The sequence below is a fragment of the Klebsiella sp. CSG-1 genome (assembly GCF_056521145.1).
In genome coordinates this window covers 1-13,251 of the sequence record NZ_JBWNLD010000018.1, presented here as the reverse complement: position 1 = coordinate 13,251, position 13,251 = coordinate 1, and the positions used below count along the sequence as shown (strand labels likewise).

Sequence of the window (13,251 nt, the reverse complement as noted above, 5' to 3'; positions counted from 1 at the left end):
GCGGCCTGACAAAGAGGCGGCTTGTGGGATGACGTGTATAATGCGTCCTAATCATTCATCATCTGTCATAGAGGAACGTGTATGGGTGGTATCAGTATTTGGCAGTTATTAATTGTTGTCGTCATTGTGGTTCTGCTTTTCGGGACGAAAAAGTTGAGCTCGCTGGGGTCAGATTTGGGGGCATCGATCAAAGGCTTTAAAAAAGCCATGAGCGATGATGAAAAACCTGAAAAGTCTGCTCCGGATGCAGATTTCACGGCGAAATCGATCGCTGATAAGCCGGATGATGCGAAAAAAGACGAGACAAAACGCCACGACAAAGAGCAGGTGTAATTCGTGTTCGATATCGGTTTTAGTGAACTACTGCTGGTGTTCGTCATTGGCCTCATTGTCCTGGGGCCACAGCGATTACCTGTAGCGGTAAAAACGGTGGCCAGCTGGATTCGTACGCTACGATCGCTGGCGGCTACCGTACAAAATGAGATCACTCAGGAACTAAAACTGCAGGAGTTCCAGGAAAGCCTGAAGAAAGTGGAAAAGGCGAGCCTGGATAACCTGACGCCGGAGCTGAAAGCGTCAATGGATGAGCTGCGTGAAGCCGCTGAATCTATGAAACGTTCTTATACCGCCCACGATCCTGAGAAAGCGAGCGACGAAGCGAACACGATTCATAACCCGATAGTGAAGGGCAGTGAAGCGCAGCGCCAGGATATTACGCCGGCGACGGCTGAACATCAGGCCAGCGAGCCCGTTCACGCTCCAGCCGCAGAAGAGAGCGTTGTGCCAGAGCAGCCGGCTACGCAGCCTGACCCGCTCCCGGTCGCCAAAGAAAAAGTTGCCGTGACAGCTTCCGATTCCTCCCCTGCATCGAGTGATAAACCGTAAAAATGGGCGTAGAAGATACTCAACCGCTAATTTCGCATTTGATTGAGCTGCGTAAGCGCCTGATCAATAGCATCATCGCGATACTGGTCATTTTTCTGGCGTTAGTGTACTTCGCCAACGACATCTATCAGCTGGTTTCCGCACCGCTTATCCGGCAGATGCCGGTGGGTGCAACGATGATCGCCACCGACGTGGCTTCCCCTTTCTTTACGCCGATCAAACTGACCTTCATGGTTTCGGTGATTCTGTCGGTGCCGGTGATTCTTTACCAGGTCTGGGCGTTTGTTGCCCCGGCGCTGTATAAACATGAGCGTCGGCTGGTTATGCCGCTGCTGGTTTCCAGTACGCTGCTGTTCTATATCGGTATGGCGTTTGCCTACTTTGTCGTTTTCCCGCTGGCGTTTGGTTTCCTGACCCACGCGGCGCCGGAGGGTGTGCAGGTCTCGACGGATATTCGCAGCTATCTCGATTTCGTCATGGCGCTGTTTATCGCCTTTGGCGTTTCGTTTGAAGTGCCGGTTGCGATCGTGCTGCTGTGCTGGATGGGCGTCACGACCCCGGAAGATTTGCGTAAGAAGCGGCCGTACGTGTTGGTGGGAGCATTCGTCGTCGGCATGCTGCTGACGCCACCGGATGTTTTCTCGCAAACGCTGCTGGCAATTCCGATGTACTGCTTGTTTGAGATCGGGGTGTTCTTTGCGCGTTTCTATACCGGAAAACGTCTGACGCGTGACGAGGATGCCGCCGCTGAAGAGGCGGGGAGCAAAGAAGAGTAACCAGCCGCCCGTCAGGGCGGTTGTCATATTGGAGAAGCGATGTTTGATATCGGCGTCAACCTGACCAGTCCACAGTTTTCCCGCGATCGCGATGAGGTCGTGGCCCGCGCTCAGGCGGCGGGCGTGACCGGCATGCTGTTCACCGGGACTAACCTGCATGAAAGCGAGCAGGCCCGGCAGCTGGCACATCGCTATACCCGCTGCTGGTCAACCGCCGGGGTGCATCCTCATGACAGCAGCAGCTGGGCGGCATCGGTGGCTGACTCCATTTTTCAGCTGGCGCGCCAGCCGGAAGTCGTCGCTATCGGCGAATGTGGGCTGGATTTCAACCGCAACTTTTCAACCCCTCAGGAGCAAGAGGCCGCCTTCAGCGCCCAGCTGGCGCTGGCAGCCGAGTTGTCTCTGCCGGTATTTTTGCACTGCCGCGATGCCCATGAACGTTTCCTGACGCTCCTGACGCCCTGGCTGGATAAACTGCCTGGTGCGGTGCTGCACTGCTTCACCGGAACCCGCGAAGAAATGCGTGCCTGCGTGAACCACGGTTTGTATATTGGCATTACAGGCTGGGTCTGCGACGAGCGACGAGGGCTTGAGCTGCGCGCGCTGCTGCCAGATATCCCGGCAGAACGCCTGCTGATTGAAACGGATGCCCCGTATCTGCTGCCCCGCGACCTTAGCCCGAAGCCCGCTTCCCGCCGGAATGAACCGGTATATCTGCCGCATATTCTGACCCGCATAGCGGGATGGCGCGGGGAGGAGGCTCAGCGGCTGGAAGAGATCGCTGACACGAATGTCAGAACGCTTTTTGGCATCCGTTTTTAAGCGTACCGTCAGATTTTATGAAAGTCGGTATTTTTGATGCTTTGCAGTACCTGCTTGTTGAGCAGATTCAGCAGCAGCATGGAGCGCGCTTCACCATCCGGTTCGCTAAAGATAGCCTGCAGCCCTTCAAACGCGCCGTCGGTAATCAAGACGAAGTCACCTTCGTGCGGTGTTTCCGGGTCGGTGATGCCTTCCGGTTTATAGATAGAGAGCTGGTGAATGACCGCGGACGGTACCGTGGCGGGCTGGGCGCCAAAGCGCACGAAGTTATTCACACCTCGCGTGGCGCTGATAGTCGTAGTGTGGATAATTTCCGGATCGAATTCGACAAACAGGTAATTGGGGAACAAAGGTTCACTGACCGTAGTGCGTTTGCCGCGGATGATTTTTTCCAGTGCGATAGTCGGCATCAGGCAATTAACTGCCTGTCGTTCGAGGTGTTCCTGGGCGCGCTGAAGCTGCCCACGTTTGCAATACAGTAAATACCAGGCTTGCATAATAACTCTTTCCACTCTATTAGCAGCAAGCATAACAAAAGCCTGGGGCGATCGCGAAAGCCAATATAACTGAAATCAAAAATTCTATGTTCTTTCACTCTAATTTAACAAAAGTACAGCATGGCGCTGGCGAACACCGTATAATCAGCCGCCTGTATAGAGGTCAATAATAACTCCATGAAATACCACGATCTACGCGACTTTCTGACATTACTGGAGCAGCAGGGCGAACTGAAAAGAATCTCCCTGCCGGTCGATCCGCACCTTGAGATCACCGAAATTGCCGATCGCACTTTACGTGCCGGCGGCCCGGCCCTGCTTTTTGAAAATCCCAAAGGCTACACCATGCCGGTGTTGTGCAATCTGTTTGGCACTCCGCGCCGCGTCGCTATGGGGATGGGGCAGGAGGATGTCAGCTCGTTGCGTGAAGTGGGTAAGCTGCTGGCTTTTCTGAAAGAGCCGGAACCGCCGAAAGGCTTTCGCGATCTGTTCGATAAGCTGCCGCAGTTTAAGCAGGTATTGAATATGCCGACAAAGCGCCTGCGCGGAGCACCCTGCCAGCAAAAAATCATTGAAGGTGACAACGTTGATCTGACGCGTATTCCGATCATGACCTGCTGGCCGGAAGATGCTGCCCCGCTGATTACCTGGGGACTGACGGTCACTCGCGGTCCGCATAAAGAACGGCAGAACCTCGGCATCTATCGCCAGCAGCTCATTGGTAAGAATAAGCTGATCATGCGCTGGCTCTCCCATCGCGGCGGCGCGCTGGATTTTCAGGAGTGGTGTGCGGCTCATCCGGGCGAACGCTTTCCGGTCTCCGTGGCGCTGGGCGCTGACCCGGCGACCATTCTTGGCGCCGTGACGCCGGTTCCCGATACGCTTTCAGAGTATGCGTTTGCCGGCCTGCTGCGCGGCACCAAAACGGAAGTGGTCAAGTGCATTTCCAACGATCTTGAAGTACCGGCCAGCGCGGAAATTGTGCTGGAAGGGTATATTGAGCTAGGTGAAATGGCGCCGGAAGGGCCGTATGGCGATCATACCGGCTACTACAATGAAGTGGATAATTTCCCGGTATTTACGGTTACGCATATCACTCAGCGTGAAGATGCGATTTATCATTCAACGTATACCGGGCGCCCGCCGGATGAACCTGCGGTCCTGGGCGTCGCGCTGAACGAAGTCTTCGTGCCGATCCTGCAAAAGCAGTTCCCTGAAATTGTTGATTTCTACCTGCCGCCGGAAGGTTGCTCTTATCGTCTGGCCGTGGTCACGATGAAGAAACAGTACGCCGGACACGCCAAGCGCGTCATGATGGGCGTGTGGTCATTCCTGCGCCAGTTTATGTACACGAAGTTCGTGATCGTCTGCGATGATGACGTTAATGCGCGCGACTGGAACGACGTGATCTGGGCGATTACTACCCGTATGGACCCGGCTCGTGATACGGTACTGGTAGAAAATACGCCGATCGATTATCTGGATTTTGCCTCGCCGATTTCCGGCCTGGGTTCAAAAATGGGGCTGGATGCCACAAATAAATGGCCAGGTGAAACCCAGCGTGAATGGGGTCGTCCTATTAAGAAAGATCCTGAGGTGACGGCGCGCGTTGACGCCATCTGGGATGAGCTGGCTATCTTTAAATCACAGTAAGCGGGGCTAACGCCGCTGTTTTGCTCTATAGACCCGACAGAGGGGACGCATGACAACCTTAAGCTGTAAAGTGACCTCGGTGGAGGCAATTACCGATACCGTGTATCGCGTTCGATTAGTGCCGGAAGCGGCGTTTTCTTTCCGCGCTGGTCAATATTTGATGGTGGTAATGGATGAGCGCGACAAGCGTCCGTTCTCCATGGCTTCCACGCCGGCGGAGCAGGAATGTATTGAACTGCATATCGGCGCCTCTGAGCTCAACCTGTATGCGATGGCGGTTATGGATCGCATTCTGAAAGAGCGCGAGATTGAGGTTGATATTCCGCATGGTGAGGCCTGGCTGCGTGAGGACGAAGATCGTCCGCTGATCCTGATCGCCGGGGGGACCGGGTTCTCCTATGTGCGTTCCATTCTGCTTACCGCCCTGGCGCGTAACCCGAACCGCGATATTGCCGTGTACTGGGGTGGTCGCGAAGCGAAACATCTCTACGATCTGGCAGAGCTGGAAGCGCTGAGCGTGGAGCACCCGGGTCTGCGTGTTGAGCCGGTTGTGGAACAGCCGGAAGAAGAGTGGCGTGGGCGTTCTGGCACCGTGTTGACCGCGGTACTGCAGGACTATGGCACTCTGGCAGAGCATGATATTTATATTGCCGGCCGCTTCGAAATGGCAAAAATTGCCCGTGAGCTGTTCTGCAATGAGCGCAATGCCCGCGAAGATCGCCTGTTCGGCGATGCATTTGCCTTTATCTGATTCTCACGCCCTCTTCTTCAGGGAGAGGGTAGAGAACGGTAGAAATAAAAAACCCGCCCCTGACAGGCGGGAAAAACGGCAACTAAACCCCCTCTCTTCGCCATGGTCACCATAACTGCGTTGACGGCGCTTATTCATCCCGAATCACTTACGGTATGTAAGCTCATCAGGGTGAATAAGGGACATCCGTGTCCCTCATCGAAGGCAGCCTTCGGCTGTTCAAATTCGTTCCTGACGAATTTGTCATTCGCCTGCCGCCTTGTTCTGGCACCAATAGCTTTGAGATAACTCTTTAATCAAACTCGCTCAAATACCGTTGCGATCCCCTGACCTAAACCAATACACATGGTGGCAAGACCGAACTGTGCGTCTTTGCGCTCCATCTGGTTAATCAGGGTAGTACTGATACGCGCGCCGGAGCAGCCGAGCGGGTGGCCCAGGGCAATCGCACCGCCGTTGAGATTGATCTTCTCGTCGATCTGCTCCATCAGGCCAAGATCTTTAATGCACGGCAGGATCTGCGCGGCAAACGCTTCATTCATTTCAAAAACGTCGATATCGCTGGCAGCCAGTCCGGCCTTTTTCAGCGCCAGCTTTGATGCCGGTACCGGACCATAGCCCATAATTGATGGGTCACAGCCGACCACCGCCATGGAACGTACGCGAGCGCGAGGTTTTAGCCCCAGCTCGCGGGCACGGCTTTCGCTCATTAATAACATGGCGGCTGCGCCGTCGGAGAGTGCGGAGGAGGTTCCTGCCGTGACGGTGCCGGTCACCGGGTCGAATGCGGGTCTTAATGCAGCCAGCGCTTCCACGGTCGTTTCCGGGCGGATCACTTCGTCATAGTTAAATGACTTCAGCACGCCGTCGGCATCATGGCCACCTGTCGGAATGATTTCCGCTTTAAATGCGCCGGACTGCGTTGCCGCCCATGCGCGAGCGTGGGAACGCGCGGCGAACTGGTCCTGCATTTCCCGGCTGATGCCGTGCAGGCGCGCCAGCATTTCGGCGGTCAGCCCCATCATACCGGCCGCTTTTGCCACATTACGGCTCAGACCCGGGTGAAAATCCACGCCGTGGCTCATCGGGACGTGGCCCATATGCTCCACGCCGCCAATCAGGCAGACGCTGGCGTCGCCGGTCATGATCATGCGCGCCGCATCGTGCAGCGCCTGCATCGATGAACCGCACAGGCGGTTGACCGTGGTGGCCGGTACCGAATGCGGAATCTCGGCCAGCAGTGCGGCGTTACGCGCAATGTTGAAACCTTGCTCCAGCGTTTGCTGTACGCAGCCCCAGTAGATATCGTCAATCGCAGCCGGATCAAGCGACGGGTTACGCGACAGCAGGCTACGCATCAGGTGCGCAGAGAGGTCTTCCGCACGCACGTGGCGAAAGGCGCCGCCCTTCGAACGGCCCATCGGGGTGCGAACTGTATCAACAATGACAACCTGTTCCATTGTGCCTCCTTAAGCCGTTTTCAGAACGCCCGCCGGGCGGGCTGGTTCTACCGGGGGATAATAGGGTTCGTTATGGCGTGCTTTATTACGCAGTCCTTCCGGCACTTCGTACAGCGGGCCGAGGTGCTGATACTGCTGCGCCATATCGAGATATTTTGCGCTGCCCAGGGTATCCAGCCAGCGGAATGCGCCGCCGTGGAACGGAGGGAAGCCGAGGCCATAAACCAGCGCCATATCCGCTTCCGCCGGGCTGGCGATAATGCCTTCCTCCAGGCAGCGGACCACTTCGTTGACCATCGGAATCATCATCCGGGCGATAATCTCATCGTCGCTGAAGTCCCGTTTTGGCTGGCTGACTTCCGCCAGCAGCGCGTCGACGGCCGGGTCTTCTTCTTTCTTCGGTTTGCCTTTACTGTCTTCTTGATACCGCCAGAAGCCGAGACCGTTTTTCTGGCCGAAACGGCTGGCGTCGAACAGCGCGTCGATCGCGTCGCGATAATCTTTCTGCATACGCTGCGGGAAGCCGGCGGCCATCACTGCCTGCGCGTGGTGCGCGGTATCGATGCCGACCACGTCGAGCAGGTATGCCGGGCCCATTGGCCAGCCGAACAGTTTCTCCATCACCTTATCGACTTTGCGGAAGTCCGCACCATCGCGAAGCAGTTGGCTGAATCCCGCAAAGTAGGGGAACAGCACGCGGTTGACGAAGAAGCCGGGGCAGTCGTTAACCACGATCGGCGTTTTGCCCATTTTGCTCGCCCAGGCCACGACTTTTGCGATGGTGTCATCTGAGGTTTTTTCGCCGCGAATCACTTCTACCAGCGGCATACGATGCACCGGGTTAAAGAAGTGCATACCGCAGAAGTTTTCCGGACGCTTCAGTACGCTGGCCAGCTCACCGATCGGAATCGTTGAGGTGTTAGAAGCCAGAACCGTATCCGGGCGGACTTTCTCTTCGGTTTCCGTCAGTACGGCCTTTTTCACTTTCGGGTTCTCGACGACGGCTTCGACCACGACATCTACGCGCTCAAAGCCAGCATAATCGAGAGTCGAGTGAATCGTGCCAATAACGCCGGCCAGCTTCAGCCCATCAATCTTGCCGCGCTCAAGCTGCTTGTTGAGCAGCTTAGCGGCTTCGTTCATGCCGAGCGTCAGCGATTTGTCGTTAATGTCCTTCATGATCACCGGCACGCCTTTCCAGGCAGACTGGTAGGCGATACCGCCACCCATGATCCCGGCCCCCAGTACGGCGGCCTGTTTCGGCGTCTCAACGTTTTTGGTCAGCTTCTTCGCTTTGGCTTTGACATACTGATCGTTAAGGAAGATACCGACCAGCGCGCGGGCCTCTTTGGTGTGCGCCAGCGGGACAAAGCTTTGGTTTTCCAGATTCAGCGCTTCTTCGCGGCCGAAACGAGCGGCCGCCTCGATGGTTTTTACCGCCGTCATCGGCGCCGGATAGTGTTTACCGGCGGTCTGCGCCACCATGCCTTTGGCGATGGTGAAGCTCATGGCCGCTTCAATTTTACTGAGCTTCAATGGCTCCAGCTTCGGCTGGCGCTTCGCTTTCCAGTCCAGGTCGCCGTTAATGGCCTGACGCAGCATGGCGAGTGCGCCATCGCGCAGTTTCTCTGGTTTGACGATGCCGTCGACGAGGCCGATTTTCAGCGCCTGATCGGCACTGACATCCTTCCCAGCGGCAATAATTTCCAGCGCGCTATCGGCGCCGAGCAGACGCGGCATTCGTACTGAGCCGCCAAAGCCCGGCATGATACCCAGTTTGGTTTCCGGCAGGCCGATACGCAGGTCCGGCGTAGCCAGACGGTAGTCCGTCGCCAGCACGCACTCGCAGCCGCCGCCCAGCGCATAGCCATTTACCGCTGAAATAGTCGGTACCGGTAAATCTTCCAGACGGTTAAAGACGCTATTGGCAAAATGGAGCCACTGGCTCAACTGCTCCTGTGGTACCAGGAACAGGGACAGAAATTCGGTAATGTCGGCGCCGACAATGAAGGCCGCTTTCCCGGAGCGCAGCATCAGCCCCTTAAGATCTTGTTGTTTTTCGAGTACGTCCAGCGCCTCACCGAGGCTGGCTACGGTTGCGGTATCGAGCTTGTTCACCGAGCCGGGAGCATCGAACACCAGTTCGGCAATGCCATCTTCCAGCCAGTCGAGGTACAGGTTGTCGCCTTTGTAGAGCATGTCAGTCTCCTGAATCCAGCAATGTGATCTGGTCGTACCAGATGCAACGGAGTGTGGGATTTATGTTAAAGAATTGCAAATGAGTCTTTAAATAAATGCTGGTCGGATCACACCTGGCGGAAATCACCCTGCCCGAGGCCGATGTGCTAAGATGCGGGGAATCACGATCTAATAAAAGCAAAGGATAAAAGATGGAATCACTAGCCGCGCTCTATAAAAATCATATCGTTACCCTACAAGAACGTACCCGTGATGCTTTGGCTCGTTTTAACCTTGATGCGTTGCTGATTCACTCCGGTGAGCTGGTCAATGTCTTCCTCGACGATCATCCGTACCCGTTTAAGGTCAACCCGCAATTTAAGTCCTGGGTCCCGGTGACGCAGGTACCCAACTGCTGGCTGCTGGTTGATGGCGTCAACAAACCGAAACTGTGGTTCTACCTGCCGGTCGATTACTGGCATAACGTTGAACCGCTGCCGACCTCGTTCTGGACGGAAGAGGTGGAAGTGATTGCCCTGCCGAAAGCCGACGGTATTGGTAGCCAGCTGCCAGCTGCGCGCGGCAATATCGCCTATATCGGGCCGGTGCCGGAGCGTGCGCTCGGTCTGGAGATCGCGGCCAGTCATATCAACCCGAAAGGGGTGATTGATTTCCTGCACTACTATCGTTCCTTTAAGACCGATTATGAGTTGGCCTGCATGCGCGAAGCGCAGAAGTCGGCGGTCAACGGGCATCGCGCGGCCCATGAAGCATTCCTCTCAGGAATGAGCGAATTCGATATCAATCAGGCGTATCTGACGGCCACCGGTCATCGCGACACCGATGTGCCTTACAGCAATATCGTGGCGCTTAACGAACATGCCTCTGTGCTGCACTACACCAAACTGGATCATCGTGCGCCGGCAGAAGCGCGCAGCTTCTTACTGGATGCCGGAGCGGAATACAACGGCTATGCCGCAGACCTGACGCGTACCTGGGCGGCGCACGGCGATAATGACTTTGCTCATTTGATTAAAGACGTTAACGATGAGCAGCTGGCTCTGATTAGCACGATGAAGGCTGGAAAAAGCTATGTGGATTACCATATCCAGTTCCACCAACGCATCGCTAAGCTGTTGCGTAAGCACCAGATCATGACCAACATGAGCGAAGAGGCCATGGTTGAAAACGACCTGACCGGACCGTTTATGCCGCACGGTATTGGCCATCCGCTGGGCCTGCAGGTCCATGATGTGGCTGGTTTCATGCAGGATGATAGCGGTACTCATCTGGCGGCGCCGTCGAAATATCCGTATCTGCGCTGCACACGTATTTTGCAGCCGCGTATGGTGCTGACCATCGAGCCGGGCATCTACTTCATTGAGTCTCTGCTGGCGCCGTGGCGTGAAGGGCAGTTTAGCAAACACTTCAACTGGCAAAAAATTGAAGCATTGAAGCCGTTTGGCGGTATCCGTATTGAAGATAACGTCGTCATCCACGAAAACAGTGTTGAAAATATGACGCGTGACCTGAAACTGGCGTAATGGAAAGTTGGTTGATACCGGCCGCGCCGGTGACCGTTGTCGAAGAGATCAAAAAAAGTCGTTTTATCACGCTGTTGGCACATACTGACGGCGTGGTAGCGGCAAAGGCGTTTGTTGAGTCTGTCAGGGCGGAGCACCCTGACGCCCGTCATCATTGCGTGGCGTGGGTGGCCGGGCCACCCAATGACTCTCAACAGCTGGGTTTTTCTGACGATGGCGAACCAGCAGGCACCGCGGGTAAACCTATGCTGGCGCAGCTGATGGGCAGCGGCGTCGGCGAGATAACGGCCGTCGTGGTACGCTACTACGGCGGTATTTTGCTGGGTACCGGCGGTCTGGTTAAAGCGTATGGCGGCGGCGTTCATCAGGCGCTTGCCGTGCTGACAACGCAGCGCAAGACGCCGCTGACCGCATATACTTTGCAGTGTGAGTACGGGCAGTTAGCCGGAATTGAAACGCTGTTGGCTCAGTTCTCAGGACAAATTGTCGACAGTGACTATCAGGCCTCCGTCCAGCTTCGTGTGGCGCTTCCGCAAGCTGAAGTGGCGTCTTTTTCGACAAAACTGGCTGATTTTAGTCGTGGCTCGTTGCAATTACTGAAGATTGACGAATAATCCCCACCTGATTTTTTTGCATACCAAAGGAAGCGCCAGAGATGCATTTTCGCGCCATAACCCGAATCGTTGGACTGTTGGTCATTTTGTTTTCGGGGACGATGATCCTTCCGGGATTAGTGGCCCTGATATACCGCGATGGCGCGGGGCGGGCGTTTACCCAGACCTTTTTTGTCGCTCTGGCGATAGGCTCTCTATTATGGTGGCCGAACCGCCGTGAAAAGGGCGAACTGAAATCCCGCGAGGGTTTTCTGATTGTCGTACTCTTCTGGACCGTGCTGGGCAGCGTCGGTGCGCTACCGTTTATTTTCGCCGAACAACCGAATTTGACGATAACGGATGCGTTTTTTGAGTCATTCTCAGGCCTGACTACGACCGGTGCCACCACGCTGGTGGGGCTGGACTCTTTACCTCATGCCATCCTCTTCTATCGACAGATGCTGCAGTGGTTTGGCGGTATGGGGATCATTGTGTTGGCGGTAGCAATACTGCCGATACTGGGCGTCGGCGGGATGCAGTTGTATCGGGCGGAAATGCCGGGGCCTCTGAAGGACAATAAAATGCGCCCGCGTATCGCCGAGACGGCCAAGACGCTGTGGCTTATCTACGTGTTGTTGACGGTAGCCTGTGCGCTTGCGCTCTGGTTCGCGGGTATGCCGGCATTTGATGCCATCGGTCACAGCTTTTCGACTATCGCGATTGGCGGCTTTTCTACGCATGACGCCAGCGTAGGGTATTTTAACAGTCCAACCATTAACACGATTATTGCGGTTTTCCTGCTGATCTCAGGCTGTAACTATGGCCTCCATTTTTCATTGCTCAGCGGACGCAGTCTGAAGGTGTACTGGCGCGATCCTGAATTCCGCATGTTTATTGGTGTTCAACTGACGCTGGTGGTGATTTGTACGCTGGTGTTGTGGTTGCATGATGTGTATAGCTCGGCGCTGACGACGCTGAATCAGGCCTTCTTCCAGGTGGTCTCAATGGCGACGACGGCGGGGTTTACCACCGACAGCATCGCGCGCTGGCCATTATTCCTGCCGGTGCTGTTATTGTGCTCGGCATTTATTGGCGGTTGTGCCGGGTCGACGGGCGGCGGGCTGAAAGTTATCCGCATACTGCTGTTGTTCAAACAGGGGAACCGTGAACTCAAGCGTTTGGTGCATCCGAACGCGGTATACAGTATTAAGTTAGGCAACCGTGCGCTACCGGAACGTATTCTGGAGGCGGTGTGGGGATTCTTTTCTGCCTATGCGCTGGTGTTCATTATTAGCATGCTGGCGATCATCGCGACCGGAGTGGATGACTTTTCTGCTTTCGCCTCGGTTGTGGCAACGTTAAACAACCTCGGGCCAGGACTTGGCGTAGTGGCGGACAACTTCGCGACAATGAACCCGGTCGCGAAATGGATCTTGATTGCTAATATGCTGTTTGGTCGTCTGGAAGTGTTCACCTTACTGGTGCTCTTTACCCCCACTTTCTGGCGCGAATAACAGGAGTGCTTGTGAAAACGTTGATTCTATTTTCCACCCGCGACGGGCAGACGCGTGAAATTGCCTCCTTCCTTGCCTCTGAGTTGAAAGAGCTGGGTATCGATGCGGATACGGTTAATCTCAACCGTACTGAACAGGTTGAATGGCGCCACTACGATCGCGTGGTGATTGGTGCATCGATTCGTTACGGACACTTTCATCCGGCGCTGGACCGTTTCGTGAAGAAACACCTGCAATCGCTGAATGCGCTGCCGGGGGCGTTTTTCTCGGTGAATCTCGTGGCGCGTAAGCCAGAGAAGCGTACGCCGCAGACAAATAGCTATACGCGTAAGTTTCTGCTTAATTCGCCATGGCAGCCGCAGCGCAGCGCGGTGTTTGCCGGCGCACTGCGCTACCCGCGCTATCGTTGGTACGATCGCTTCATGATTCGCCTGATAATGAAGATGACCGGCGGTGAAACGGATACCAGTAAAGAAGTCGTCTATACCGACTGGAAGCAGGTTGCCAATTTTGCGCGGGAAGTCGCACAAATGACGAGCAAATAGCACGTAAAATGGGCGTGATGGCGGGAATTTGAG

At 55.4% G+C, this 13,251-nt stretch carries 13 protein-coding genes; 10 read left to right on the top strand and 3 right to left on the bottom strand.

What is annotated here, in order from left to right; translation table 11 throughout:
• Positions 1 to 81: 81 nt before the first annotated feature.
• The 4 genes from tatA to tatD are packed head-to-tail and all read left to right on the top strand — an operon-like array spanning position 82 to position 2,483.
• Positions 82 to 333 carry a Sec-independent protein translocase subunit TatA gene (tatA, locus tag AC007G_RS26200; RefSeq protein ID WP_004869668.1) on the top strand — a complete coding sequence of 84 codons (252 nt, stop codon included), beginning with the start codon at positions 82 to 84 and terminating at the stop codon, positions 331 to 333.
• 3 nt (positions 334 to 336) lie between these two features.
• Positions 337 to 885: a Sec-independent protein translocase protein TatB gene (gene tatB, locus AC007G_RS26195; protein WP_142631093.1), complete on the top strand. Its 549-nt coding sequence runs from the start codon at positions 337 to 339 to the stop codon at positions 883 to 885.
• A gap of 2 nt (positions 886 to 887) precedes the next feature.
• The gene (gene tatC / locus AC007G_RS26190) at positions 888 to 1,661 is read left to right on the top strand and encodes a Sec-independent protein translocase subunit TatC (protein WP_004869672.1); all 774 of its coding nucleotides are present in this window, start codon (positions 888 to 890) and stop codon (positions 1,659 to 1,661) included.
• A gap of 27 nt (positions 1,662 to 1,688) precedes the next feature.
• Positions 1,689 to 2,483 carry a 3'-5' ssDNA/RNA exonuclease TatD gene (gene tatD / locus AC007G_RS26185; RefSeq protein ID WP_181890757.1) on the top strand — a complete coding sequence of 265 codons (795 nt, stop codon included), beginning with the start codon at positions 1,689 to 1,691 and terminating at the stop codon, positions 2,481 to 2,483.
• 8 nt (positions 2,484 to 2,491) lie between these two features.
• Here tatD and rfaH read toward each other — a convergent pair whose 3' ends face one another.
• Positions 2,492 to 2,980 (bottom strand): transcription/translation regulatory transformer protein RfaH, encoded by a 489-nt coding sequence (gene rfaH, locus AC007G_RS26180; RefSeq protein WP_004869678.1) that lies wholly within the window; start codon positions 2,978 to 2,980, stop codon positions 2,492 to 2,494.
• A 177-nt stretch (positions 2,981 to 3,157) separates the two neighbouring features.
• Between rfaH and ubiD the strand changes: the two genes are divergently transcribed.
• Both ubiD and fre read left to right on the top strand, forming a co-directional pair.
• The gene (gene ubiD, locus AC007G_RS26175; protein ID WP_479466730.1) at positions 3,158 to 4,633 is read left to right on the top strand and encodes a 4-hydroxy-3-polyprenylbenzoate decarboxylase; all 1,476 of its coding nucleotides are present in this window, start codon (positions 3,158 to 3,160) and stop codon (positions 4,631 to 4,633) included.
• A gap of 49 nt (positions 4,634 to 4,682) precedes the next feature.
• Entirely contained in the window at positions 4,683 to 5,384 is a 702-nt protein-coding gene (gene fre / locus AC007G_RS26170) for an NAD(P)H-flavin reductase (RefSeq protein ID WP_004869682.1), read from the top strand.
• Between the two features lie 296 nt (positions 5,385 to 5,680).
• Here fre and fadA read toward each other — a convergent pair whose 3' ends face one another.
• Positions 5,681 to 6,844: an acetyl-CoA C-acyltransferase FadA gene (gene fadA / locus AC007G_RS26165; RefSeq protein ID WP_142631095.1), complete on the bottom strand. Its 1,164-nt coding sequence runs from the start codon at positions 6,842 to 6,844 to the stop codon at positions 5,681 to 5,683.
• 9 nt (positions 6,845 to 6,853) lie between these two features.
• Entirely contained in the window at positions 6,854 to 9,043 is a 2,190-nt protein-coding gene (gene fadB, locus AC007G_RS26160) for a fatty acid oxidation complex subunit alpha FadB (protein ID WP_142631096.1), read from the bottom strand.
• Positions 9,044 to 9,234: 191 nt separating this feature from the next.
• Here fadB and pepQ point away from each other — a divergent pair, with 191 nt between their 5' ends.
• The 4 genes from pepQ to hemG are packed head-to-tail and all read left to right on the top strand — an operon-like array spanning position 9,235 to position 13,218.
• Complete coding sequence (gene pepQ, locus AC007G_RS26155) at positions 9,235 to 10,566, top strand: Xaa-Pro dipeptidase (protein WP_479466729.1); 1,332 nt, start codon at positions 9,235 to 9,237, stop codon at positions 10,564 to 10,566.
• A complete protein-coding gene (locus AC007G_RS26150) occupies positions 10,566 to 11,180 on the top strand; it encodes an IMPACT family protein (RefSeq protein WP_032690010.1) in 615 nt (204 codons plus the stop codon). Before pepQ ends, AC007G_RS26150 begins: the two co-directional genes overlap by 1 nt.
• A 41-nt stretch (positions 11,181 to 11,221) precedes the next feature.
• Positions 11,222 to 12,673, top strand: coding sequence for a Trk system potassium transporter TrkH (gene trkH, locus AC007G_RS26145; RefSeq protein WP_004119068.1), 1,452 nt, complete (start codon positions 11,222 to 11,224; stop codon positions 12,671 to 12,673).
• A gap of 11 nt (positions 12,674 to 12,684) precedes the next feature.
• Positions 12,685 to 13,218: a menaquinone-dependent protoporphyrinogen IX dehydrogenase gene (gene hemG, locus AC007G_RS26140; RefSeq protein ID WP_046853266.1), complete on the top strand. Its 534-nt coding sequence runs from the start codon at positions 12,685 to 12,687 to the stop codon at positions 13,216 to 13,218.
• Positions 13,219 to 13,251 lie beyond the last annotated feature (33 nt).

Coding starts and splice junctions, on each gene's coding strand:
- tatA (WP_004869668.1), top strand. CDS start 82: ATGGGTGGTATCAGTATTTGGCAGTTATTAATTGTTGTCGTCATTGTG.
- tatC (WP_004869672.1), top strand. CDS start 888: ATGGGCGTAGAAGATACTCAACCGCTAATTTCGCATTTGATTGAGCTG.
- rfaH (WP_004869678.1), bottom strand. CDS start 2,980: ATGCAAGCCTGGTATTTACTGTATTGCAAACGTGGGCAGCTTCAGCGC.
- ubiD (WP_479466730.1), top strand. CDS start 3,158: ATGAAATACCACGATCTACGCGACTTTCTGACATTACTGGAGCAGCAG.
- fre (WP_004869682.1), top strand. CDS start 4,683: ATGACAACCTTAAGCTGTAAAGTGACCTCGGTGGAGGCAATTACCGAT.
- fadA (WP_142631095.1), bottom strand. CDS start 6,844: ATGGAACAGGTTGTCATTGTTGATACAGTTCGCACCCCGATGGGCCGT.
- fadB (WP_142631096.1), bottom strand. CDS start 9,043: ATGCTCTACAAAGGCGACAACCTGTACCTCGACTGGCTGGAAGATGGC.
- pepQ (WP_479466729.1), top strand. CDS start 9,235: ATGGAATCACTAGCCGCGCTCTATAAAAATCATATCGTTACCCTACAA.
- AC007G_RS26150 (WP_032690010.1), top strand. CDS start 10,566: ATGGAAAGTTGGTTGATACCGGCCGCGCCGGTGACCGTTGTCGAAGAG.
- trkH (WP_004119068.1), top strand. CDS start 11,222: ATGCATTTTCGCGCCATAACCCGAATCGTTGGACTGTTGGTCATTTTG.